Source organism: Plantibacter flavus (assembly GCF_002024505.1).
GTDB lineage: Bacteria > Actinomycetota > Actinomycetes > Actinomycetales > Microbacteriaceae > Plantibacter > Plantibacter flavus_A.
The window spans coordinates 65,874-87,486 of the sequence record NZ_CP019402.1; the positions used below are offsets into that span (position 1 = coordinate 65,874).

Annotated in this window: 24 protein-coding genes and 1 pseudogene; 11 read left to right on the forward strand and 14 right to left on the reverse strand. The window is 69.2% G+C overall.

The annotated features are described in order from the left end of the window. The first annotated feature begins 2 nt into the window (after nt 1-2). The 3 genes from BWO91_RS00320 (at nt 3) to BWO91_RS00330 (ending at nt 3,853) form a co-directional block, all read left to right on the forward strand. Nucleotides 3-1,031 (forward strand): ornithine cyclodeaminase, encoded by a 1,029-nt coding sequence (locus tag BWO91_RS00320; RefSeq protein ID WP_064293980.1) that lies wholly within the window; start codon nt 3-5, stop codon nt 1,029-1,031. A gap of 7 nt (nt 1,032-1,038) precedes the next feature. Continuing rightward, nucleotides 1,039-2,016 (forward strand): citrulline utilization hydrolase CtlX, encoded by a 978-nt coding sequence (gene ctlX, locus BWO91_RS00325; RefSeq protein ID WP_079000436.1) that lies wholly within the window; start codon nt 1,039-1,041, stop codon nt 2,014-2,016. A gap of 178 nt (nt 2,017-2,194) precedes the next feature. Beyond that, nucleotides 2,195-3,853, forward strand: coding sequence for a sensor histidine kinase (locus BWO91_RS00330; RefSeq protein ID WP_167620407.1), 1,659 nt, complete (start codon nt 2,195-2,197; stop codon nt 3,851-3,853). A 19-nt stretch (nt 3,854-3,872) separates the two neighbouring features. Here the strand turns inward: BWO91_RS00330 and BWO91_RS00335 are convergent, their stop codons facing one another. Next, on the reverse strand, nt 3,873-4,535 hold the full coding sequence (locus BWO91_RS00335) for a GNAT family N-acetyltransferase (protein ID WP_079000440.1): 663 nt from the start codon (nt 4,533-4,535) through the stop codon (nt 3,873-3,875). Nucleotides 4,536-4,670: 135 nt separating this feature from the next. Here BWO91_RS00335 and BWO91_RS00340 point away from each other — a divergent pair, with 135 nt between their 5' ends. Next, on the forward strand, nt 4,671-5,660 hold the full coding sequence (locus BWO91_RS00340; RefSeq protein ID WP_079003771.1) for an aldo/keto reductase: 990 nt from the start codon (nt 4,671-4,673) through the stop codon (nt 5,658-5,660). Here BWO91_RS00340 and BWO91_RS00345 read toward each other — a convergent pair. Continuing rightward, entirely contained in the window at nt 5,648-6,376 is a 729-nt protein-coding gene (locus BWO91_RS00345) for an NAD(P)H-binding protein (protein ID WP_079000442.1), read from the reverse strand. The two genes, BWO91_RS00340 and BWO91_RS00345, sit on opposite strands and share 13 nt — an antisense overlap. 63 nt (nt 6,377-6,439) lie before the next feature. On the opposite strand from BWO91_RS00345, the gene BWO91_RS00350 reads away from it, so the two are divergent. Further along, nucleotides 6,440-7,075, forward strand: a complete 636-nt coding sequence (locus BWO91_RS00350) for a TetR/AcrR family transcriptional regulator (RefSeq protein ID WP_079000444.1) — start codon at nt 6,440-6,442, stop codon at nt 7,073-7,075. Nucleotides 7,076-7,512: 437 nt separating this feature from the next. On the opposite strand, the pseudogene BWO91_RS20515 reads toward BWO91_RS00350, so the two are convergent. Beyond that, a pseudogene (locus tag BWO91_RS20515) lies at nt 7,513-7,608 on the reverse strand (putative immunity protein); the annotation flags it as partial. 111 nt (nt 7,609-7,719) lie between these two features. On the opposite strand from BWO91_RS20515, the gene BWO91_RS00355 reads away from it, so the two are divergent. Further along, nucleotides 7,720-8,079, forward strand: coding sequence for a VOC family protein (locus BWO91_RS00355; RefSeq protein ID WP_079000446.1), 360 nt, complete (start codon nt 7,720-7,722; stop codon nt 8,077-8,079). Between the two features lie 232 nt (nt 8,080-8,311). Here the strand turns inward: BWO91_RS00355 and BWO91_RS00360 are convergent, their stop codons facing one another. Genes BWO91_RS00360 through BWO91_RS00380 form a run of 5 tightly spaced genes read right to left on the reverse strand, consistent with a single transcriptional unit; the run spans nt 8,312 to nt 11,942 of the window. Next, nucleotides 8,312-8,848 carry a YbhB/YbcL family Raf kinase inhibitor-like protein gene (locus BWO91_RS00360; protein ID WP_079000448.1) on the reverse strand — a complete coding sequence of 179 codons (537 nt, stop codon included), beginning with the start codon at nt 8,846-8,848 and terminating at the stop codon, nt 8,312-8,314. Nucleotides 8,849-8,893: 45 nt separating this feature from the next. Next, complete coding sequence (locus BWO91_RS00365) at nt 8,894-10,591, reverse strand: endo-1,4-beta-xylanase (RefSeq protein ID WP_079000450.1); 1,698 nt, start codon at nt 10,589-10,591, stop codon at nt 8,894-8,896. A gap of 36 nt (nt 10,592-10,627) precedes the next feature. Continuing rightward, on the reverse strand, nt 10,628-11,065 hold the full coding sequence (locus BWO91_RS00370; RefSeq protein WP_079000452.1) for a hypothetical protein: 438 nt from the start codon (nt 11,063-11,065) through the stop codon (nt 10,628-10,630). Further along, complete coding sequence (locus BWO91_RS00375; protein WP_153303329.1) at nt 11,062-11,322, reverse strand: hypothetical protein; 261 nt, start codon at nt 11,320-11,322, stop codon at nt 11,062-11,064. Before BWO91_RS00375 ends, BWO91_RS00370 begins: the two co-directional genes overlap by 4 nt. Before the next feature lie 38 nt (nt 11,323-11,360). After that, nucleotides 11,361-11,942, reverse strand: coding sequence for a uracil-DNA glycosylase family protein (locus BWO91_RS00380; protein ID WP_079000456.1), 582 nt, complete (start codon nt 11,940-11,942; stop codon nt 11,361-11,363). Between the two features lie 39 nt (nt 11,943-11,981). On the opposite strand from BWO91_RS00380, the gene BWO91_RS00385 reads away from it, so the two are divergent. From BWO91_RS00385 to BWO91_RS00400, 4 genes are all read left to right on the forward strand, one after another. Further along, nucleotides 11,982-13,538 (forward strand): deoxyguanosinetriphosphate triphosphohydrolase family protein, encoded by a 1,557-nt coding sequence (locus BWO91_RS00385; protein ID WP_079000458.1) that lies wholly within the window; start codon nt 11,982-11,984, stop codon nt 13,536-13,538. A gap of 138 nt (nt 13,539-13,676) precedes the next feature. Beyond that, the gene (locus BWO91_RS00390) at nt 13,677-14,009 is read left to right on the forward strand and encodes a hypothetical protein (RefSeq protein ID WP_064293971.1); all 333 of its coding nucleotides are present in this window, start codon (nt 13,677-13,679) and stop codon (nt 14,007-14,009) included. An 88-nt stretch (nt 14,010-14,097) separates the two neighbouring features. Then, nucleotides 14,098-14,469, forward strand: a complete 372-nt coding sequence (locus BWO91_RS00395) for a hypothetical protein (RefSeq protein ID WP_064293970.1) — start codon at nt 14,098-14,100, stop codon at nt 14,467-14,469. A 76-nt stretch (nt 14,470-14,545) separates the two neighbouring features. Next, complete coding sequence (locus BWO91_RS00400) at nt 14,546-15,499, forward strand: helix-turn-helix transcriptional regulator (protein ID WP_079000460.1); 954 nt, start codon at nt 14,546-14,548, stop codon at nt 15,497-15,499. Between the two features lie 18 nt (nt 15,500-15,517). Here BWO91_RS00400 and BWO91_RS00405 read toward each other — a convergent pair whose 3' ends face one another. The 6 genes from BWO91_RS00405 to BWO91_RS00430 form a co-directional block, all read right to left on the reverse strand. Further along, nucleotides 15,518-15,793: a hypothetical protein gene (locus BWO91_RS00405; RefSeq protein WP_139205466.1), complete on the reverse strand. Its 276-nt coding sequence runs from the start codon at nt 15,791-15,793 to the stop codon at nt 15,518-15,520. Nucleotides 15,794-15,895: 102 nt separating this feature from the next. Then, the gene (locus BWO91_RS00410; RefSeq protein ID WP_064293967.1) at nt 15,896-16,288 is read right to left on the reverse strand and encodes a type II toxin-antitoxin system death-on-curing family toxin; all 393 of its coding nucleotides are present in this window, start codon (nt 16,286-16,288) and stop codon (nt 15,896-15,898) included. After that, entirely contained in the window at nt 16,285-16,482 is a 198-nt protein-coding gene (locus BWO91_RS00415) for an antitoxin Phd (RefSeq protein ID WP_071261931.1), read from the reverse strand. Before BWO91_RS00415 ends, BWO91_RS00410 begins: the two co-directional genes overlap by 4 nt. Before the next feature lie 39 nt (nt 16,483-16,521). Continuing rightward, the gene (locus BWO91_RS00420; RefSeq protein ID WP_079000462.1) at nt 16,522-18,210 is read right to left on the reverse strand and encodes an ABC-F family ATP-binding cassette domain-containing protein; all 1,689 of its coding nucleotides are present in this window, start codon (nt 18,208-18,210) and stop codon (nt 16,522-16,524) included. Between the two features lie 251 nt (nt 18,211-18,461). Beyond that, nucleotides 18,462-19,538: a phosphotransferase family protein gene (locus tag BWO91_RS00425; RefSeq protein WP_079000464.1), complete on the reverse strand. Its 1,077-nt coding sequence runs from the start codon at nt 19,536-19,538 to the stop codon at nt 18,462-18,464. 133 nt (nt 19,539-19,671) lie between these two features. Next, nucleotides 19,672-20,889 (reverse strand): MFS transporter, encoded by a 1,218-nt coding sequence (locus BWO91_RS00430; protein WP_079000466.1) that lies wholly within the window; start codon nt 20,887-20,889, stop codon nt 19,672-19,674. A 173-nt stretch (nt 20,890-21,062) separates the two neighbouring features. Here BWO91_RS00430 and BWO91_RS00435 point away from each other — a divergent pair, with 173 nt between their 5' ends. Continuing rightward, nucleotides 21,063-21,521, forward strand: coding sequence for a MarR family winged helix-turn-helix transcriptional regulator (locus BWO91_RS00435; RefSeq protein ID WP_079000468.1), 459 nt, complete (start codon nt 21,063-21,065; stop codon nt 21,519-21,521). The last annotated feature ends 92 nt before the right edge of the window (nt 21,522-21,613 follow it).

A 21,613-nucleotide genomic window follows, 5' to 3' on the forward strand; every position in this document is an offset into this window, starting at 1 on the left:
TCATGACGCGTTTCGTCGATGTCCGCAACATGGTCCGCTGGACGGCAGACCGAGGTCCCGAGCGCATCATCGCCGGCATGATCGGCTACCTCGAGGCCGACTTCCGCCGCTGGCCGTCGTTCGACAAGAGCCCGCGGGTCGCGAGCCACACGCCGTTCGGCGTCATCGAGCTCATGCCGACGAGCGACCACGAGACGTACGCCTTCAAGTACGTGAACGGCCACCCCTCCAACCCCGCCCGGGGCTACCAGACGGTCACGGCGTTCGGCGTCCTCGCCGACGTGCACAACGGCTACCCCACCTTCCTCGCCGAGATGACGCTCCTCACGGCCCTCCGGACCGCCGCGACGTCGGGCATGGTCGCGAAGCACCTCGCCCGTCCCGACTCGAGCGTCCACGCGCTCATCGGCGCCGGCAGCCAGGCCGAGTTCCAGGCCCTCGGCATGCGTGCCGCCCTCGGGATCAACACGGTGCGGATCTGGGACGTCGACCCGCTCGCGATGGACAAGTTCGCGCGCAACCTGGAGCCGCTCGGATTCGAGGTCGTCATAGGGACGAGTGCCGCCGACGCCGTGGCGGGCGCGGACGTCGTCACGACATGCACGGCCGACAAGGCGCTCGCGACCGTGCTCACGAACGACCTGGTCGAGCCCGGCATGCACTTGAACGCCATCGGTGGCGACTGCCCCGGCAAGACGGAGCTCGAGGCGTCGATCCTCGATCGCGCCGAGGTGTTCGTCGAATTCCCGCCGCAGACCCGCATCGAGGGCGAGATCCAGCAGATGGCTCCCGACTTCCCGGTGATCGAGTTCTGGCAGGTCCTCACGGGTGCCGTCCCCGGCCGCACCTCGCGGGAGCAGATCACGCTCTTCGACTCCGTCGGCTTCGCGATCGAGGACTTCACCGCGCTGCGCTTCCTCCGCGACTCCGTCGACGGCAGCGAGTACTTCGAGGAGATCGACCTCGTCGCCGCCCCCGACGACCCGAAGGACCTCTTCGGGCTCGTCGGCGCGCTCTCTCCCGTCGGCTGAGTCCCACATGTCCGTCCAGGCGCCGTCGGCCGTGGTGCTCATCCGGCCGCACCGGTTCACGCCGAACCCGCTGACCGCGGCCGACAACGTCTTCCAGGTGGCGGAGGGCGTCCCGTCGGCGTCCGTGGCCGGGGTGGCTCACGCGGCGTTCGACGAGGTCACCGCCGTGGCGCGGGCCCTCGATGCCGCGGGCGTCCGCGTCCACCTGTTCGACGATGAGGACCCGGACCGCCCCGACAGCGTCTTCCCCAACAACTGGCTGTCCACCCATGCGGGCGGGCACCTGGCCGTCTACCCGATGTACGCGGTGAACCGCCGACGCGAGCGCCGGTGGGACATCGTCGAGATGCTGAAGCGCGAGTACCGCGTGCAGGACGTCATCGACTACTCGGGGCTGGAGCTCGACGACGTGTTCCTCGAGGGCACCGGTGCGATGGTGCTCGATCACGCAGCGCGAGTGGCGTTCGTCGCGCGATCCCACCGTGCCGACCCGATCGCCCTCGAGCGGTTCTGCACCAACTTCGGCTACGAGCCGCTCGTCTTCGACGCGGTCGACCCCCACGGGGTCCCGATCTACCACACCAACGTCATGATGGGCGTGGCGACCGAGTTCGCGCTCGTCGGTCTCGACCTGATCGCCTCGCCGGCGCGGCGCGATCAGGTGATCGAGCGGCTGACGGCTCACGGACGGACGATCGTCGATCTCGACTACGGACAGGTCTGCGACTTCGCCGGCAACGCGATCGAGTTGCGTTCGGCGACGGGGGAACGCCTCCTCGCGATCTCGAGTCGCGCCGTCCAGAGTCTGCGGTCGGAACAACTCGCGATCATCGAGCGCAGCTGCCGGATCCTGCCGCTGGACGTCCCGACGATCGAACTCGCCGGGGGTTCCGTCCGATGCATGATCGCCGGGATCCACCTGGACCGGCGGCCTGCGGCGACGGCGTCCGATGTGGCACCGACCGCCCAGCTCGCCCGGTCCTGATTCCACCGATCGGTGATCCGATTGACGCAAATCCATCCGTCAGACTCGTTGCCTGGGCCCGACAGGCCTCCGCCGATGGCTGATCGCGTGCGCATGGGCTAGATTGACGATCGATCAGCTGATCGACGCGGAATCCGGCCGACGTCCTCTCTGACCGAGCTGCAGAGAGTGGGCGATCATGCCGCTGTTGGAACATGAAGCCTCTCGACGCGGCCGACTCCGGGTGTTCGCCCGCGCACAGCTCCCGTTCGCGATAGCCTTCGGCATCGTCGCGATCCTCGTCGCGATCGTCCTGCCCGAGCGGTTCTTCACGGTCGCCGTCCTCTCGGGCACCGCTCTCGCGGCGATCAGCACCCTCCTGGCGGGATTCCTGCCCTGGGAACGCTGGCCGACGCACGCGATGGCCGTCATCGCGGTCCTCGACCTCCTCGCCGTCGCGAGCATCCGGCTCGAGCTCATCAGCGTGACTCCGGGCGCGAGCCTGCTCTGCATCTTCCCCGTCCTCTGGTTGGCGTTCGGGTTCACCCCGCGGATGATCATCCTGGCCGTGGCGGGGACCCTGTTCATCAGCAGTGCTCCCTACGTCCTCCGGGCTCGCACGCCGGAGACCGCCGTGGACTGGCTCAATGTCGCCCTGCTGCCCATGCTCACGATCGGTATCGCGGTCGCCGTGAACATCGGGGCCCGCCAACTGCGACGGAGCCGACACGCCATCCAGGAGCAGGCCTCGCAGCTCGAACGCTCGCTCGCCAGGGCGCTCGACGCGGAGGCGCTCGCCGAATCGATCCTCGAGACGGTGGACGCGGGCGTGGCCTTCTACACGGCGGACGGCACCCTGGGCGTGGCGAACGCGCACGCCGCGGACATGGTCGCCGCCGTCGGGTTCCGGCTGGACACCCCGCCGTATGCCGGGGAACACGTCCTCCAAGCCGACCGTCGGACACCCATCCCGTTCGACGAGCAGATCATCCCCAGAGCGCTGCGGGGCGAGCTGCTGTCGAATCATCTCGAATGGGTGGGGGAGGCCGGCCGACAGCGGGCGATCCTCGCCAGCTCCGCGCGCGTCATGCGCAACGGCGACACGCATCTGGGAACGGTCATCGTCGCGCACGACGTCACCGAACTCGCCAACGCGATCAACGTCCGTGAGGCGTTCCTCGCGACGGTGTCGCACGAGCTGCGCACCCCACTCACCTCCATCCACGGCTACCTCGAGCTGATCATGGACGATGCCGAGGTCGACGCCCCCGGTCTGCTCCCGGCGCTGCGGGTGGTCCAGCGCAACGCGGTCGAGCTGGAGCGGCGGGTGCAGGAGCTGTTGACCGCATCCGACTCGACGGTCCAGGTCGCGCCGAGTCGTATCGACCTCACGGACGTCGCCGCGCGAGCGATCGAGACGGCGACCGCGGGAATCTCGGGTCCGGTCATCCGACTGCACGCCGACGCGGCGGCGGTCGTCTCCGCGGACCCCGAGCAGGTCCTCCGTGCGATCACCGAGCTCGTCGCCAACGCCGTGAAGTTCACGCCGGCCGATGGGACGGTCGACGTGGTCGTCGAGCCGGGCGACGGGCACGCCGAGGTGACCGTCAGCGACACGGGCGTCGGGATGAGCGCCGACGAACTCCGTCAGGCCTTCGACAAGTTCTACCGGGCCGAGTACGCGCGGGACCAGGCGGTGCAGGGCGTGGGACTCGGCCTGCCGGCAGCGCGGGCGATCGCCGAGGCCCATGGCGGCTCCGTGACCCTGCGGAGCACACCCGCGGTCGCACACGTCCCCGGTGGGACCGTCGCGAGCCTCGTCCTGCCATCGGAGCCTGTCCGCACACCGTCACGATGACGCGAACGCTCGGCCAGCCCTAGTCTGCTGACGGTTCACCGAGGAGTGACGACCGCGCCGTATCGAGGCCGGTGACCTCGGCCGTCCAGTCGGGCCGAATGAACTCGCCGCGGTGCAGCCGGAGGCCCTGCGACTCGACGAGTTCGCCCGGTCGACCGATGAAGCGTTGCAGACCGTTGTCCCGATAGCCGAGTCGACGCGAGACGCCGAGCGATGCGCCGTTCCAGACGGCAGCATCCGACACGGCGACCTCGGCGTCGAGATGGTCGAAGGCGAACTGGAGCATGCCGGCCCGCATCTCGATGCCGAGCCCCTTGCCCTGCTGTTCCTGCGTCAACCAGGAACCGCTCCCGACCGTCCGCGTGACGGCGAAGTCGCGGGCGCCGACATCCTGCAGACCGATCGGTGTCCCGTCCAGGAGGATCGCGAGGTTGAGCGTCCAGGACGACGGTGTCGCGCCCGCACGCTGGGTCCAGAGGTGCCGTGCGGTCTCGCGGATGAGTTGTTCGCGCGGCTGGTCGGTCCACGGTGTGGAGAACGGCATGACGGCGGGGTCGTGGACGCCGGCGAGGGCGGCCTCGATCAGTCCGGGGAGGTCCTCGTCGCGCACGAGGCGCAGGACGAGTCTCGGCGTGCGGATCTCTAGGCCGAACAGCGGCCAGACGTCGGTGAGGCTGAGCATCGTGCCACGGTATCGCCTCGGGCTGTAGCCGGTCGAGGCCGCGCTGTCGAGCCGGGGGTGTGGAGGGCGGCTTCCGTGGCACACTCGACGCGCCGCGGGATCGCGGCCCGGTTCGACGATGAGAAGGGCTCCACGATGAAGTACACGCACCTCGGCCGCACGGGGACGACGGTCTCCCGGATCGTGCTCGGCACGATGAACTTCGGCGACCGGACCAGCGAGGAGGACTCGTTCGCGATCATGGACCGGGCGTTCGACCTCGGCGTCAACTTCTTCGACACGGCGAACGCGTATGGCGGCAGCGCCGGTCGTGGCGCGACGGAGGAGATCATCGGCCGGTGGTTCGCAGCCCGCCCCGGCGTCCGTGACGACATCGTCCTGGCGACGAAGGTCCACTCGCCCATGGTCGCCCCGAACGACGACGGCTCGGATGTGGTGAACGCGCGTGGTGCGTCGGCCTGGCAGGTGCGTCGCGAGGCGATCGCGTCGCTCGAGCGACTGCAGACGGACCGGGTCGACCTGTACCAGTTCCACCACATCGACCGTCACATCTCCTGGCAGGAGCTGTGGCAGGCCATGGAGGTGCTCGTCGCGCGCGGCGAGGTCGTCTACACGGGCAGCTCGAACTTCGCCGCGTGGAACATCGCGCAGGCGAACGAGGTCGCATCACAGCGACACTTCCTTGGCCTCGTCAGCGAGCAGTCGCTCTACAACCTCGCGCAGCGCTCGATCGAACTCGAGGTCATCCCGGCTGCGCAGCACTACGGCCTCGGCATCCTGCCGTGGTCGCCGCTGTCCGGTGGTCTGCTGAGCGGTGGTTCCTCCGACAAGCGCGCGCGGTCGGGCGAGTCCCGCATCACCGAGGCCCGTGCTAAGCAGCAGGAGCAACTCGACGCCTACGACCGCTTCGCGGCCGAGCGTGGCTGGACCTCGGCGTCGCTCGGTCTCGCGTGGCTTCTGCACCAGCCCGGCGTGACCGGTCCGATCATCGGACCGCGCACGATCGAGCAGCTGGAGTCCGCAGTCGCAGCAGTCGATATCGAGCTGAGCGCCGATGACCTCGCCGCTCTCGACGAGCTCTTCCCCGGTCCCGGTGGCCAGGCCCCGGAAGCCTACGCCTGGTAGGAACGTGCGACGCGGCCGACCGCCTCGCTGATGGCGGTCGGCCCGGTGTTCACTTCGAGGATCCGCCGGTTGATGGTCGGCTCGAGGACGAGTGCCTCGAGGACCGCGGCCACGTCCTCGCGATTGATCTCGTCGTGGAGCTCGGCAGGCCCGAGGGCGACCGTCCCCTGGCCCGGCTCGTCGGTCAGCAGGGACGGGCGGAGGATGACCCAGTCGATCGGCTGACGGGTGAGGGCGACCTCTGCGCGTTTCTTGACGGCGAAGTAGTGCTCCTCGTCGTCGCTCAGCTGCCGCTCGCGCCAGGCCTCCGGCAGGACGGACAGCAAGATGAGGCGTTTCCCCGGTGATGCCATCACTGCATCCGACACGCGCTGGAGCGCCGCGTCGTCGATGTCGTTTGTCACACTTTGAGCTCCGGCGTTCGACCCCGCGGCGAAGACGATGACGTCCCAGTCCGAGATCATCGCCGTGATCTCCCGCGTGGTGGCGAACCCGAGCTCGCCCGTGACGGTCGTCACTCCGTCGGGGCCCAGGGTGGGGTCAGGCAGTGACGACCTCGTAAGGCCTGAGACGATGACGCCGCCCGCGCGGAGTCGGGCGGCCAGGAGGCGACCGACCCTGCCCGTGATCCCGAAGATGAAGACGCGCGTTGAGGATGCGATCGAAGTCTCCTCTATCGAACCTTCGGTGGCGGCGATGGTGTCTCGCGGCGTCATGGGTGATCCTCTCGATCCGTTACCTACCAATAGTAACTTACTAAGAGTAGATAGTATCGGGGGATGGAGACCACCGCGGACGACAGCCTGAGGTCGACGCCGAAACGTCGCCTCTCGTGGGATGCGCGCCACGCGCAGTTGCTCGATGCGTTCCGCGACCTCGTCCGCACGCAGGACCTCGCGGATGTCACTCTGGCGCGTGTGGCCGCGCACGCCGGCGTGACGAAGCCCGTGGCCTACGACCACTTCGGCGATCTGTCGGGGCTGTTCTCCGAGGCCTACCGAGCCTTCGAGTCCCACCAGCGAGACGTCCTGCTCCGGGCCCTCGAGAGCGCCCCGCGGGACCTCGATGCTGTAGCCGACCTGGTCGCCGAGGCCTACATCGCGTGCTGGGTCGCTGAGGGGTTGGAGCTTTCGGCCGTGGTGGACGCCCTCCGCGGGTCGAAGACCCTGAGCACCCTGCGGTCGGAGGCGGAGCAGGCGTATCTCGAGATCTGTCGCGAGGCGCTGGAGCCTTGGACCGGACCCCTCGTGAGTGCATCGTTGGCTGCTGTCGTCGGTGCCGGGGACGCCCTCGCCCGAAGTGTCATGTCCGGGTCGCTCTCAACCGCTCAGGCCTCCTCGACACTCGCCGGGGTGGTTCGTGCCGTCGCGTCGGCGTCTGCCGTCCCCGATGCCACTCGAGACCGCAGGACCTGAGCGGCACCTTCCTCAGCGTGGGGAGTCGGCGGGAGCGAGCGCGATGACGTGTTCGCCGACCCACCCCCCGTTATGGTTGCTCCATGGCTCGCGCACCCTGGAATCGACCCGGCGAATCTCCACAGATACGACGGCTTCGCATCGTGATGTTCTGGACCGCCGTCGTCCTCGTCGTGGCATTCGTCGCCATCTTCGTGTACTTCGTCGTGCGATCGGCTGAAATCGCCGGTCTGTAAGGGCGGCCCGCGGCGAGCCGCTCGGGCTCGATGCGACAACGGCCTCTTTCGCTGTCGCGGCCTTCGGATGCCTTCCCGGGGACGGCGTCGGTCACCGACCCTTGGGGAAGCCGGTCGGGCGCAGCTCGGGTGCCAGTTCCTCCCACTGCCAGGCGGGCTCAGTGTCCTGAGCCGCCTGACCGTCTCCGTTGAAGCCCACGGCTTCGCGGCGTAAGTCGCAGCATGCGGAGCATGGTCGAACATGTGGGCTACCGCGCACGCCTGACCGGCTGCAGGGATCGAGCGGCGAAAGACCAGCCCGACGCAGCCTGTGTCCGGGAGGCGTCCGCGTACGTATTGGAAGTGGCTCGGAAACGATCGCGGTCTGCGTCGGGGTCACGGAGTTCCTCGGGTCGATAAGCTCACCCCATGGGCGTTCTCGGCATCGGCGGGTTGTTCTTCCGCAGTCAAGACCCGTCGGCGCGTGCGGCCTGGTATCGCGAACATCTCGGCATCGAGGCCGGCGCGGAGGGCGAAGGAACGGTCTGGATGCAGGAGGCTGGCATGACCGTCTTCGCGCCTGTCGCGGGGACGAGCGAGTCGTTCGCGCACGACCAGCCGTTCATGCTCAACCTTCGCGTGAGCGACTTGGACGCCCTGACGGAGCATCTCGAGGGAGCCGGGATCGCCGTCGAGCGTCGAACCGAGTGGGAGACGGATTACGGCCGATTCGTCCGCATCCACGACCCTGAGGGCCTCCCGATCGAGCTCTGGGAGATCGTCGAATAGCCGTCTCGTCCACCTCGTCGCCCGCGAAGACGCGCCCATATCCTCGGCGACGAGCGCCTAGCTTCCGCTGACGACGCTCACGGCCTGGAGGCCGACCACCGACCGCGAGGACCGACGGTCTGCACGGGCCAGCCGGGACCGGCTCCGACGACCGTGCACGATCCGGCGAGGCGTGCCTCTCGGAGGCCCGCGTCCGGTCGCTGTCCAGACGCCACGAGGATGCTTCGAAGGCTCAGTCGTCGATCCGGCCGGTGGCGACGATCGTGGCGCGTCCGAGGATGTGCGATGACATGTTGAATCCGAGGAACGCCGGGGTGCTGTCGGCAGGGATGCCGATGTCATCCGTGTCCAGTGCGTGGACGGTGATGAAGTAGCGGTGCTCACCGTGCCCCGCGGGCGGAGCGGCTCCGATGAACTGCGCGGTGCCTGCGTCGTTCGACAGCTGGAACGAGCCTGCCGGCAGCAGGTCGCCCGCCGCGGTGCCGGCGCCCTCGGGCAGCGACGTGACGTCGGCGGGGAGGTTCGCGACCGCCCAATGCCAGAAGCCGGACCCGGTCGGGGCGTCAGGGTCGTACACCGTGACGGCGTAGCCCTTGGTCTCGGACGGCGCGCCCGACCAGCTCAGCTGCGGTGAGACGTCTTCGCCCCCGGGCACGCCGAACGCGCCTGAATACTGCGGCTCGGCGAACGCCTCGCCGTCGGAGACCGTTTCGCTGGTCACCGTGAACTGGGGGACCTCGGGGAGGCGGTCAAAGGGGTCGTTCGGCATGACGGTTCCTCTCGGTTGGCGCAGGAATGCGTTCAGCATAGGCGGTCAATCGGCGAGGACCCGCCGCAGTGCGTCGTAGGCGGGCGTCGGCTCGCCGTCGTCGAACAGGAGGTCGTGGCCCTGTCGCAGGTCGCCGTCGTCGTCGATGAACCAGTCGTAGGCGTCGTCCACGCCCCAGCTCGTGTACGACACGCAGGCGTCCGAGCCGAGGCACGCCGCGAGGACGGTGGCGTACTGCTCCGCCTGCACGTCCTCACCCTCGTCGTCGGGGACGTCGTTCTCGGAGATGCGGACGATCAGACCCGCATCGGCGAAGGTGTCGAACGTGGTCGCGAGATCGTCCGCCGACAGCGCGTCGGTGTCGAGGTCGTAGACGTGGGCCTGGAGGCCGACGCCGTCGATGTGTCCACCCCGCTCGTTCGTGTCCAGCGCGAGCTGGAGCAGGGCGTCCTGGCGGGGACCCGGCACGTCGGCTCCGTTCTCGTTGATGAACTGCCTGACATCCGGGTCTGCATCGTGCACGGCCTGCGAGACGATCACCGGGTAGCTCGGCCCGAAGACGCGGTACCAGACGTTCTCCTGGAGCTGGGTGCCCTGCTCGACGTCGAACGGTTCGTTGACGACGTCGAGCGAATCGAGCCGGCCACGGAAGTGGGTGACGACGGTGTGCACGTAGTCCAGCAGAGTCCCGGCGCTGGTCTGGCGCTCCGGCTCGGTGTCGGCGGGCAGGTCGCGCATCCAGCCGGGCATCGCCTCGCTGAAGGCGATCGTGTGGCCGTGCACGGTGATCCCCTTGCTCGCTGCGAGGTCGAGCAGGGCGTCGGCCTCCTCGAAGTGGTACTCGTCTTGCCTGGGGGAGAGCGCTTGTGGCTTCATGGCGTTCTCCGGGGTGATCAGACCGACGTTCCCCACGAGGTTCGCCGCGTACGCGGCGTCCGAGACGAGCGGGCCGAGCGCCGCCGCCGCACCGATGAGGAAGTCGGGCCGCGCGCTGGAGGCGAGCGCCTGCAGCCCCTCCGGGGAGGGTTCCGCATCGTCCGCGACGGGACCTGCGGCGGCAAGTGAGGCACCGGCCGGTGCCGTGGCGGTCATGGAACCGACCGTGAAGGATCCCTCTTCGCTCGACACCCCCAGCCAGAGTTCGCCCGAGTCGAAGACGTCGCCGAGGGGGAGCGAGGACAGCGTCTCGCCGTCGCTCGCGATCTCGAGTCGGTCGCCGGAACGGTGCACGGAGAGCTCCGCCTCGGGGTCGGTGACCGTCACGTGCTTGTCTTCCACCGGCGCAGGGTCGGTCACGTCCTCCGGTGTGGACCCGTCGAAGACCGCGATCCGGAGACCGTCGCCGTCGAGGGTGAGCGTGAGACCGGCAGGCTGGATCAGGAACTCGTCGGCGATGACGGGTGGGCGGGCGAGGACGGCCAACGTCGCATCCCCGGTCACGTCCGTGAGCGACGTCCTGAGGATGAAGTCGTCCGGGGCCTCGAGGTGCACGCCCGCGAGATCGACCGGCGGGTTCGGCTGGCCTCCACCGCCGTCCTGTTCGACGATGGTCCGTCCCGTCGCCGTCACCCGCAGCTCATCACCGTCTGCGACGACGCCTGGTACGTGCTGCCAATCGTGCTCCAGGAGATCGACGACCGTCTCCCGCCCGGACGGCGAGCCGGTCGGCGTGCACCCGACCAGTCCGAGAACGAGGGCGACCGCCGCTCCGCTCGCGATGATCCGTCTCCTGGCGATCGACATGTGAGGAGCGTACGGGACGGCGGGGGTGCGTGCCGCCTACCGTCCGCTCAAGAGGCTCACGGCTTGGAGGCCGACGACCACCGCGTTCACGGGCACGGCGATGACGAGTACGCAGATCGCCCCGACGGCGGCGATGATCGAGTGACGAGGGGTCCGCTTGTGGACCCTCGCCTGCAGGATGAGCGTGACGATCGGCGGAGCGATCGCGATCACGGCGCCGAGGATGAAGCCACCGAGCATGCCGCCGCCGCTCAGCCGGTCCTCGGGCGGCCCGAACTCGCCCTGCAGGGCGAACGAGAGTTGGACGAACCAGCTCACGATCAGCAGCGCGAACAGGAGGAGCGTGATGCCGATCCCGGCCGCTCGCCCGCTGACCGGACCCTCCAGCTCCGCGGACTCGGCACCCGGATCCGGATGCGCCGGCGGTTGGACCGATTGGCGCAGGCCACCATCCGTGTTCGGTTCGTCGGTCACCGTGTGTCCTTCATCGATCGATCGGATGCCGGCGGAGCGTCGTGATCCTCCGGCGGGTTCGGTATGCGGGCGGCATGGATCACGATCGTGACACCCACCGCGAACTGCACCAGCGCCACGATGACGGAGAACCACTCGCCCGGTGAGCCGGACCAGTCCGACAGTTTGAGGCCGACCTGCATGAGCCCGAGCGCGGCCAAAACCCATCCGCAGACGATCTGGAACGTCCGGTTCCGAGTATTTCGAGCTTCCGCCATGGATGGAGCCTAGACGGGACCGCGGGTTCCGTCCTGATTCACGCCGTGAGCGCCGCCCGCACCTGCGCGGCGAGCAGCGGGACCGTCTCCTCCTGGAACCAGGGGTTCTTGCTGCGCCAGCCGCGCGCGAGCGGCGACGGGTGCACGATCGGGAAGAAGGGCAGGTGGGTCTCCGCGGCACGGACGTTCTCCGTCAGGGTGCGACCGGCCCGCGGTCCGAGGTAGGCGCGCTGGGCGTAGGCGCCGATGAGGATCGTCAAGCGCACCTCCGTCAACCGCTCGAGCAGGGGCGGATGCCAGCGCGGTGCGAAGTCCCGGCGAGGCGGCAGGTCGCCGCTCGTCCCCTTGCCCGGGAAGTAGAAGTCCATCGGGATGATCGCGACGTTCGCCGGGTCGTAGAACTCCTCGGGCGTCACACCCATCCATGAGCGGAGGAGGACGCCGCTCGGGTCGTTCCACGGGATGCCCGACTCCTGCGCCAGGCGACCAGGCGCTTGACTGATGATGAGGACCCGTGCCTCTGGGGAGGCGACGAAGAGCGGTTCCCAGCCGAGTTCGCGGGCCCAGGCGTTCGACTCGTGCGCGGCGACCTCGGCTCGGAGTCGATCGATCGGATGCATCCCTGCAGTCTCCCACCCGCCGCCCAATACAGTGAGGGGATGGACGACGACCAGCGGCGACGGCGCCTCATCCCCGAGCCGGTGGACCGGTTCGCGACCGGCGAGGAGTACCCCGAGTACCGGGTCGACCTCGAGCGCATCCGGTTCTCCCCGTACTTCGCGCGGTTGTCCGCCGTGACGCAGGTCGTCTCGCCCTCCGGTATCGGCCAGGTCGTCCACAACCGGCTCACGCACTCGATCAAAGTGACCGCGGTCGCCCGCGCCATCGCCATGCAGCTCACCACGACCGATCCCGAGCAGAACGCCATCGTCGAGCGGCTCGGCGGTTGCGACCCGGTCGTCGTGCAGGCAGCAGCCTCAGCCCACGACCTCGGCCACCCGCCGTTCGGCCACCTCGGCGAGCAGGTCCTCGACCGCCTGGCCCGAGAGCGACTCGGCCTCGCGGAAGGCTTCGAGGGCAATGCGCAGTCGTTCCGCATCCTCTCCGCGCTCGACGTGTGCGAGACGGTGAAGGAGGGCCTCAACCTCACGGCGGCCTCCCGCGCCGCCGTGCTCAAGTACCCCTGGGGCCGCACCATCCACCGTCCCGACCTCGACCCCACCGACCCGACGAGGATGCCGCGCGGGTCCACCGCAAGCCGCTGGGAGACCGCGCCGCCGAAGTTCTCCGCGTACACCCTCGATCTCGACGACATGCTCGACGCACGCAGTGCGTTCACCGCGATCGCCCCCTGGCAGCAGACCGTCGAGTGCTCCGTGATGGACGTCGCCGACGACATCGCCTACTCCCTGCACGACCTCGACGACTTCTACCGGGCCGGCGTCCTGCAGCAGGCGGCGGTGGCGGTCGAGTTCCGCACCTTCCTCCGCGACCAGCACACCCTCGCCGCGCTCGACGCCGAGGAACTCTGGAACCGCGCACCCGGCCACTCGCTCGAACTGTTGCGCCGGCGGATCGTCTCGCGCGACCCGTGGATCGCCAGCGACGAGCACTTCCGGGCGTCGGTCCAGCGGGTCGCGACCGAGCTCGTCGAAGGACTCCTCGCGGTCCCCTTCGACGGTTCCAGCCGCACCGAGCGCGCCATCGAATCCTTCGTGTCGTCCTGGATCGGCCGCCTCCAGCGTTCCGTCCTCGTCGTGGAGGAGCCGAACGTGCGATCGGGTCATGTGTCACTCCTGCCCGAGGCGTGGCACGACGTCACCGTGTTGAAGTTCGTCCACACCCGGTTCGTCATCGACCGCCCGGACTTCGCCACCTATCAGCGCGGCCAGTCGCGGGTGCTCGACGTGCTCGTCACCGAACTGGACAGCTGGCTCGACGACCCGCGCGACGGCCCGCGCGCGCCGCAGAAACTACTCGACTTCGTCGAACTCGCCACGGACGGCTACTTCCGCCTGCGAGCGGACAACCCCGACTGGCTCCCGGCCGACCCCGAGTCCGACGACGGTCGTCCGCAGAGCGACCCGCGCGCACTGGGCCGCCTCGGTCGGGCGCGCGGCATCCTCGACTACGTCGCCTCGCTGACGGACGAACAGGCGACGGCGCTCGCGGCCAGACTGCGCGGCGATCGCGAAGCCTGGGCCTTCGGGAGCTGATCCACACCGTCGTTGAGGACCTCGACGACGGGTGGCGGCGCATTTCGGATAGTTCTGAGCGCCAGAATGCTAGACCGTCTAGCGTTATTCCTGGCGCCGGGAATCTCCTCGGACCACGACTGAACGGATGGCGCGACCATGGGCAACCTCCTCTACGGAACCCCTCCGACCCCGCACGAGATCGAAGACCGACTGCTCGCTCACCTGCAGACGGTCATCTTCACGAAGTTCCGCCGCAACGAGAGCTTCGCGTTCCACCTCGATGCCGTGCCCGGCCGCGGTACCGGACGCCAGTCGCTCTGGCTGAACCCGATGATCCCCCTCCAGTTCTCCTTCTACGGCAGCCGTGCCCCTGAACTCAACCGGGAATGGCTGGCCGCGCTCCTCGAGCAGGCCAACAGTGCCAAGGGCATGCGGGTCGTTCCGGAGCCCGCTGCCAGCGGCGTGAAGCGCGTCGAGTCGGCGGCCTAGGTCCGAGGGTCCGCTCCGGCGGATCGATCAACGCCACGACGAGCTCCGGCCGTCGGGCATCTGCGAAACACCAGTTGGGGGTGGGACCGTGACGACCTGGTCTTCCAGTGCGCCCGACTTCCTCGCCCTCGATGACGCGCGCACCACGGGCCGACTGCTCGACCGGACCGACATCGTCTTCGAGACCTCGCACGTCAGCGCCGAGGCGGGCGGCGGTCTGTCGCTCAGTCGCTCGGCGATCGCCCTGGACGTCGACGGCGACACCGTCCGTGTCCTCACCCGGCACGTCGTCGCGTGGTCGCTTCGCGCCGAGGGCGGACTCATCGTCGTGACCGTGTGGTCCGAACGTCCGACCGCCGTCCACGAGACGACGGTGCTCCCCCGCTTCGCCCACATGACGTCGTCGGCGATGACCGACGTCCTCGGCGCGGAGCACGGCTTCCTGCAAGGGACCGCCTGACATCGAGTGGACTGCTCCGCGTCCGGACGCCCCGTCAAGGGTGACAGTTCAGGATCGTCGTGAGATTCTATGAACGATGAGCGAACACACGGGACCCGTCGAGCGGTCCGAGGTCGCAGGTCGCGACGTCGATGAGGCCCGCGAGCTGTTCGCCGGTGCCTACAACGCCGGCTCGATGGTCATCGAGCCCACGGCATCCGACTTCACCTTTCGATACACCGCCATCGGCGACGACGAGCTGACCCTGCGCGGCACCCAGTTCGACGGCCACGTCACGGGCACGGTCCTGACGCAGGGCGAGTACATCGTCTCGTGGTTGACCGGCGGCAGTGGCGCCACCGATCTCGCCGGTGATCCGGTACGACTCGTGCACGGGCAGCCGGCGATGTTCGCGAACAACCGGCTCGCCGAGTTCGACTTCACGGACTACCGGCAGAACCTGATGCACTTCGACGGGACGTTCCTCGAGCGGGTGGCCGGCGAGGTGGAGGGCACGAGCGGCCCGATCCTCTTCGACACGACGGCCCGCCCGTCCGGAGAACAGCTCCGTCGTTGGGCCGCCTCGGTGACGTCCGTCGCCCGGGTCATCTACGACGACGCGAGTCCAGCGCTCCTGCGGTCCGAGGCGAACCGCGCGGCAGCGGTCGCGCTCTTGGAGACCTTCCCGCACACGGCGCTCCATGCGCCGGTCGAGATCGGGGTACCGAGCGGCGGGAAGACCCGCGCGGCCGTCGAGTTCATGATCGCCAACGCGCATCTCCCGATTCGAACGGAGGACGTGGCCGAAGCGGTCGGCATGAGCCAGCGCAGTCTCCAGAGCGCCTTCCGTAAGGAGCACGACATCACCGCGATCGACTACCTCAGGCGTGTCCGGCTCGATCGGGTGCAGGAGGAACTTCGTCAGGCCGACCCGGGGCGGGCCACGGTCGCCGAGATCGCCAACCGATGGGGCTTCGCCCATCTCGGGCGCTTCTCCGCCTCGTACACCAACCGCTTCGGTGAGTACCCGAGCACGACGCTCGGCTCATAGCCGTCGAGGACGGTCGGGTCAGAACTCGCCGAACTCATCGTATTCGTCGAGACCGGAGAGACTCTCCGTCTCGAGCGTCGGGACGATCTCCAATGCCCGGTTCGCGAAGGACTCCACGCTGACGTGCAGGCCGGGGCTGACGAGGACGTCGAGGTTCCGGTCGGAGGCGAGCGGGACGCGGACGAAACGACCGCCGACCTGGACGGCGGACTCGATCTCGGACATGAGCGCAGGAATGTCGACACCCGGTTCGATGTCGTAGGTGGCACGCCCGATGGCGATGCTGTACTGCATGACCATCACCTCCGAGCTCGGGTTGTTGATGCCAGCGTAGGGAACGGTCCTGAGGATGACGGTGGGTTGACCAAGGCGGCGACTCATGCAGGGGGTGTCGCCTCAGTCCTCCTCCCGCGCGGCGAAACTGCGCAGCACGGATGCGACGAATGCGAGCTCCGCGTCACCCGTGGCGACGCTGTTCATGAACGCCTCCGCTGCATCCACGTCGAAACCGTGGCTGAGCCGGATGCCGTTCACGCCGAGGAACACCCACGCAGACGCCCAAGCCGTGCGCTTGTTTCCGTCGACGAAAGCAGGATTGCGAGCGATGGAGTGCAGTAGGGCTGCCGCTTTCAGGAAGATGTCCGGGTAGGCGTCGAGTCCGAAAACGGTGCTCTGCGGCCGGGCGACTGCAGCGTCGAGAAGTCCGAAATCGCGGACGGCAGGCTGGTGGCCGAGCGCGGCGGCGCTGGCCGTGAGGACATCCTCGCGGTCAAGGAAGTACGCGGTCACGCGAGGCGCGCATTGAGCTCGGCGGAGGTCGCTGCGACCTCCTGCGCGAGTTGGGCGATCATCCGCTTCCGGTCGTTCGCCGCAGCCAATGCGGCATCGTGGACGAACACTTTCAGGGAGGTCTCCGTGCCTGAGGCGGATGCGCGGAGCTGCTCGAGTTCCGCGTCGGTGAAGGTCACGTTGAGTGCCGGCATGGATCGATGATAGCTCGTCGGTACCTGAACAGGTACCTGCTACCGTGCGCGGTCGACGCGGGTCTCCTCCCAGACGGGCTCGTCGGAGGCCTGCACCCGGCCGTCGGAGCCGAAGACGAGGAAGCGGTCGAAGCCGCGCGCGAACCAGCGGTCGTGGGTGACCGCGATCACGGTGCCCTCGAAACCCGCAAGACCCTGCTCGAGCGCCTCCGCCGAGACGAGGTCGAGGTTGTCGGTGGGCTCGTCGAGGAGCAGCAGCGTGGCACCGGAGAGTTCGAGCAGGAGGATCTGCAGGCGTGCCTGCTGTCCGCCCGAGAGCGACTCGAACGACTGCTCGGCCGCACCCGCCAGCCCGTAGCGGTCGAGCACGCGGCTGGCGGCCTCGCGGGGGAGACCCGATCGGTGCTCGTCGCCGCGGTGCAGGATGTCGAGCAAGGTCCGGCCGACGAGTTCCGGGTGCCGGTGCGACTGTGCGAACCACCCCGGCTGCACGCGCGCGCCGAGCTTGGCGTCGCCGTCGTGCTCGACGGGGACGAGCGCGTCGCCCGCTGCGGCGAGATGCCCAGCGCCCGGATCGGGATCCGTCCCACCACCGGCGAGCAGCCGGAGGAAGTGCGACTTGCCAGAACCGTTCGAACCGAGGACGCCGATGCGCTCCCCGAACCAGATCTCCGCGTCGAACGGCTGCATGAGGCCGGTCAGTTCCAGCCCGGTGCAGACGATCGCGCGACGGCCCGTGCGTGCGCCGCGGAGGCGCATCGTGACCTGCTGGTCCTTCGGCCGCTCCTCAGGCGGACCGGCCTCCTCGAACTTGGCGAGTCGGGTCTGCGCGGCGCGGTAGCGGGAGGCCATGGAGTCGTTGAACTTGGCCTGCTCGCGCAGACGAAGCACGAGTGCGCGCAGCTTCACGCGGTCCTCGTCCCAGCGCCGGCGGAGTTCGTCGAGTCGGTCGAGGCGGGCGTCGCGGGCCTCGTGGTAGCTGCGGAAGCTGGAGCCGTGGGTCCACGTCGTGCTGCCGGCCGCGCCGACCTCGAGGGTGATGATGCGGGTCGCCGCCTGTGCCAGGAGCTCGCGGTCGTGCGACACGAGGAGGACCGTCTTCCGGGTCTCGGCGAGCATCCCCTCGAGCCAGCGCTTCGTCGGGACGTCGAGGGAGTTGTCGGGCTCGTCGAGGAGGAGGACCTGCTCGGGGCCGCGGAACAGGGCCTCCAGGACGAGCCGCTTCTGCTCGCCACCGGACAGGGTTCCGAGCGTCCGCCATTGCGCGCGATCGTAGGGCACCCCGAGCGCCGCCTCGCAGCAGCTGTCCCAGAGCACCTCCTGGTCGTACCCGCCGGCGTCGGCGTACTCGGCGAGCGTCGTCGCGTAGGCCATCTGGGTCGCCTCGACGTCGTCCTCCATGAGGGCCAGCTCGGCGCGGTCGACCGCCTCGGCCGCCGCACGGACCCGCGGAGGTGCGACCTGGACGAGCAGGTCGCGGACCGTCCGATCGTCGTCTCCGCGACCGACGAACTGGTCCATCACGCCGAGGCCGCCGTCGATGGAGACCACCCCGGAGTCGGGCTGGAGCTCGCCGCGGATGATCCGCAGGAGCGTCGTCTTGCCCGCACCGTTCGCTCCGATGAGCGCGGCGATCGCCCCTTCGCCGACGCGGAACGAGACCTCGTCCAGCAGGGTCCGTCCGTCGCTCAGCGTGTAGCTGAGGTCACTGACGTCGATGTAGCCCATGGTGCGCACTCCCCAGGGAGCCGGTCGCTCCCGAACGGGCCCACGCTGGTTCGCGCCGGGCCGCCCACCGCCTGGCGAGCCGACCAGTCTAGCCGCGCCGGTCCGGACGCGCGCAACCGCCGCTGCGCACGACTCCCGGTCACTGAGCTTGTCGAAGTGCCATGACCCCCCTTCGACAAGCTCAGGGACCGATGGAGGTCGGCTCAGGGGCCGGTGGAGGTCGGCTCACGGGTCCGGGGGAGTCGCACGGGTCAGGCGAGCGAGGCCGCGATGTCACCGATCCACGTGCGCACCGACGCGTCGTGCTCGTCGAACCAGTCGCCTTCGTAGCCGCGCGGAACGCCCTCCACCACCATGACGAGGGCGAGGTACAGCGACCACAGGCGTGCGCGGGTCCGGGCGTCCTCGTCGGGGAGGAGTTCGCGGCCGGCTATCTCACGGTAGGCGCGGAGGAGTTCCGTGTCGGCGGCGACCGTCTCCGGCACGTCGGTGAAGAGCGCCAGGGAGACGAGGTCGGCGGTCGGGTCGGCCCAGTGCGCGCGTTCGTGGTCGATGACGCCGGTCAGTTGGGCGGCCTCCGCCCCATGCTCGGGCATGACGAGGAGGTTGCCCTCCCAGAGGTCGAAGTGGACCAGTGTCGGCTCCGTCACGCTGTCGAAGGCCGGAAGTGCGGTGTCGACCAGGCGTCGGATCTCGTCCGCCGCGACCGGGAGGTCGACGTCGAACCGCAGGGCGTCGGCGAGGACGGCCTCCACGACGAGTCGGTAGGCGTCGGCGGCGCTCGCCGCCTGGAGCTCCGGGCGTACGGGGTAGCCGAACCGCCTCCCCTCGGCGAGTCCGGTCGACGGATCCGTGGACGCAGCCTCCGCCGGGATGTCGACGTCGCCTGGTTCCACGTGGAACGGCGTGCGACCCGCCTCGTGCAGGCGGGCGAGCGTGCGGCCGAGGACGTCGCGGGCGAGGGGGACGGTCTCGGTGCTGTTCGCCGGTCGGCCGGTGAGCTCGGTCATCACGAGCGCATTGCGTCCGTCGAGCATCGCCTCGAAGACGATCTCCGGCTGCGGCACCTCCGCACGCCCGAGGATGCGCAGCGCGAGCGCCTCGGTCGCCATGAGGGACCGCTCGTAGGTGAGGCCGGCCGCGTCCGCGGGGGAGAGCTTCACGATGACGCGCTCGCCGCCGTCGAGTTCGACCGCTGCGACCTCGTTCGCCGTGCCCGCTCCGAGCATCGTGATGGTCGGGCTGCCGGGCTGCATCGCCGGTCGCTCGGCCGCCCAGTGCTCGGCGACCGCGATCATGGTGTCACTGGGGCGAGGGGTTCGGCTCATCCGCCCACGGTAGCGCGCCCCGCGCCCTTCGCCCTCCGCTGGCCTGCTCGCCGAGCGCCCCTACCGCGGTCACCGAGCTTGTCGAGGTGCGCAGCCCAGAGCGTCCACAACTCCTGCTGGAGTCGCGCGCGGATCACGCGGGGTGCGGGATCTCCTGGCGGGCGGCGTCGGCGGGCTCATCCTGCAGGAGTCGTGGACGACGGCGGGCGCGTTTCGCGGCGCTCGACGCGCCGATGATGACGATCAGCCCGAGCAGAGTGATGGCCGCACCGGCCCAGATCGGCGAGGTGTAGCCGAGACCCGCGGTGATCGTGACGCCACCGAGCCAGGCGCCGACCGCGTTGCCGAGGTTGAACGCGGCGATGTTCGCGCCCGAGGCGAGCGTGGGAGCAGCCGACGCGTACCGCATCACCCGCATCTGCAGGCCGGGCACGGTCGCGAATCCGAAGCCGCCCATGAGGACGAGGGCGATCACCGTGGCGACGGGCGACTGAGCGGTCGCGGCGAAGGCGACCAGGATCACGGTCAGCACCGCGATGACGACGATGAGCGTCCGGTCGATGTTCCGGTCTGCCGCCTTGCCGCCCACGATGTTGCCGACCAGGAGTCCGACGCCGAAGAGGATGAGCAGCCACGGCACCGTGGTCGAGGCGAAGCCGCTGACCTCCGTGAGTGTGTACGCGATGTAGGTGAAGGCGCCGAACATGCCGCCGTAGCCGAGGACCGTCACAGCGATCGAGAGCCAGACCTGGCTGGAGCGGAATGCGCGCAGCTCGGCGAGCAGTGATGCCGGGGCCCCGTCGTGCTTCGGTTTCGGCACGAGGGTCAGGATGCCGACGAAGGCGATGACCCCGATCACCGTGATGGCCCAGAACGTCGAGCGCCAGCCGAAGTGCTGGCCGAGCAGTGTGCCGAAGGGGACACCGAGCACGTTCGCCGCGGTGAGGCCGGTGAACATGATCGCGATCGCGCCGGCCTGTTTGTGCGCGGGGACCATCGCCGCGGCCAGCACCGAGCCGATACCGAAGAACGCTCCGTGGCTGAGTGCGGCGAGGATGCGGCCCGCGAGCATGACCTGGTAGTCGCCGGCGAGTGCGGAGACGAGGTTGCCAGCGATGAAGAGCACCATCAGGGCCAGCAGGACGGGCTTCTTCGGCAGCCGGGTGACCGCCGCGGTGAGGGCGAGTGCCCCGACGAGGACGGCCAGGGCGTAGCCGGAGATGAGCCAGCCGGCTGCGGCCTCCGAGACGCCGAAGTCGGCCGCCACCTCGGGCAACAGCCCCATGATGACGAACTCCGTGAGGCCGATGCCGAAGCCGCCGAGGGCGAGGGCGATGAGACCGAGTGGCATGACGATTCCTGCGATTCCTGGGGGTCGGGGGAGAGTGCTGGTGGCCGGAGGGCGGGACGCGTACGCTGATAGTTGCAGACGCGTGATAGATATCGTTGCACGCGCTAGGTAATAGCGCAAGCAACTATATGCGTCTGCAATCAATTGACCGATGTTCGAACCGAGGAGTCCCGATGGGCATCGCCGACGACGCTGTTGAGATCCGCGCGCAGGGGTGGCGGACGCTCGCCGCCCTGTACGGATCGATCGAGTCCGATCTGGAACGTGCGCTGCAGGCCGAGGCCCGGCTCTCGGTGGTCGAGTACACCGTGCTCGACGCCCTCGGGCGCCAGGACGGCTGGCACATGCGCATGCAGCAGCTCGCCCGCGCGACGGCCCTGTCGCCGAGCGCCACCACCCGGCTCGTCAACCGCCTCGAGGATCGCGCGCTCCTCACCCGTGTGCTGTGCGCCGACGACCGCCGAGGTGTCTACACCGAGCTCACGGCGGCCGGGAAGGCGCTGCTCGAGGAGGCCCGACCGGTGCACGACCGCGCCCTGGAGGAGTCGCTCACCACCGCGGAGTCGCTCCCGGAACTCGCGCCGCTCGTGGAAGCGATCCACCGGTTGGAGCCCGTCGCCACCACCGCCTGACCCGTTCGCAATTCAGGATTCCCCCGGCGTGTCCGTGCTGCGGGGCGGCGGAGCCGACGAGACACGCGGGTGCGTCCTGAATTGCGAACACT

Bases quoted from the DNA above. Each gene is read 5' to 3' on its own strand.
- BWO91_RS00375 (WP_153303329.1), bottom strand. From the start codon at position 11,322: ATGGCGGAAGCTCGAAATACTCGGAACCGGACGTTCCAGATCGTCTGC.
- BWO91_RS00435 (WP_079000468.1), top strand. From the start codon at position 21,063: ATGGGCATCGCCGACGACGCTGTTGAGATCCGCGCGCAGGGGTGGCGG.
- BWO91_RS00345 (WP_079000442.1), bottom strand. From the start codon at position 6,376: ATGACGCCGCGAGACACCATCGCCGCCACCGAAGGTTCGATAGAGGAG.
- BWO91_RS00380 (WP_079000456.1), bottom strand. From the start codon at position 11,942: ATGCATCCGATCGATCGACTCCGAGCCGAGGTCGCCGCGCACGAGTCG.
- BWO91_RS00415 (WP_071261931.1), bottom strand. From the start codon at position 16,482: ATGCCGGCACTCAACGTGACCTTCACCGACGCGGAACTCGAGCAGCTC.
- BWO91_RS00360 (WP_079000448.1), bottom strand. From the start codon at position 8,848: ATGCCGAACGACCCCTTTGACCGCCTCCCCGAGGTCCCCCAGTTCACG.
- BWO91_RS00430 (WP_079000466.1), bottom strand. From the start codon at position 20,889: ATGCCACTCGGTCTCATCGCCCTCGCCCTCGGCGGCTTCGGCATCGGC.
- BWO91_RS00405 (WP_139205466.1), bottom strand. From the start codon at position 15,793: ATGCAGTACAGCATCGCCATCGGGCGTGCCACCTACGACATCGAACCG.
- BWO91_RS00400 (WP_079000460.1), top strand. From the start codon at position 14,546: ATGAGCGAACACACGGGACCCGTCGAGCGGTCCGAGGTCGCAGGTCGC.
- ctlX (WP_079000436.1), top strand. From the start codon at position 1,039: ATGTCCGTCCAGGCGCCGTCGGCCGTGGTGCTCATCCGGCCGCACCGG.
- BWO91_RS00385 (WP_079000458.1), top strand. From the start codon at position 11,982: ATGGACGACGACCAGCGGCGACGGCGCCTCATCCCCGAGCCGGTGGAC.
- BWO91_RS00330 (WP_167620407.1), top strand. From the start codon at position 2,195: ATGCCGCTGTTGGAACATGAAGCCTCTCGACGCGGCCGACTCCGGGTG.
- BWO91_RS00390 (WP_064293971.1), top strand. From the start codon at position 13,677: ATGGGCAACCTCCTCTACGGAACCCCTCCGACCCCGCACGAGATCGAA.
- BWO91_RS00355 (WP_079000446.1), top strand. From the start codon at position 7,720: ATGGGCGTTCTCGGCATCGGCGGGTTGTTCTTCCGCAGTCAAGACCCG.
- BWO91_RS00320 (WP_064293980.1), top strand. From the start codon at position 3: ATGACGCGTTTCGTCGATGTCCGCAACATGGTCCGCTGGACGGCAGAC.
- BWO91_RS00340 (WP_079003771.1), top strand. From the start codon at position 4,671: ATGAAGTACACGCACCTCGGCCGCACGGGGACGACGGTCTCCCGGATC.
- BWO91_RS00365 (WP_079000450.1), bottom strand. From the start codon at position 10,591: ATGTCGATCGCCAGGAGACGGATCATCGCGAGCGGAGCGGCGGTCGCC.
- BWO91_RS00420 (WP_079000462.1), bottom strand. From the start codon at position 18,210: ATGGGCTACATCGACGTCAGTGACCTCAGCTACACGCTGAGCGACGGA.
- BWO91_RS00425 (WP_079000464.1), bottom strand. From the start codon at position 19,538: ATGAGCCGAACCCCTCGCCCCAGTGACACCATGATCGCGGTCGCCGAG.
- BWO91_RS00335 (WP_079000440.1), bottom strand. From the start codon at position 4,535: ATGCTCAGCCTCACCGACGTCTGGCCGCTGTTCGGCCTAGAGATCCGC.
- BWO91_RS00350 (WP_079000444.1), top strand. From the start codon at position 6,440: ATGGAGACCACCGCGGACGACAGCCTGAGGTCGACGCCGAAACGTCGC.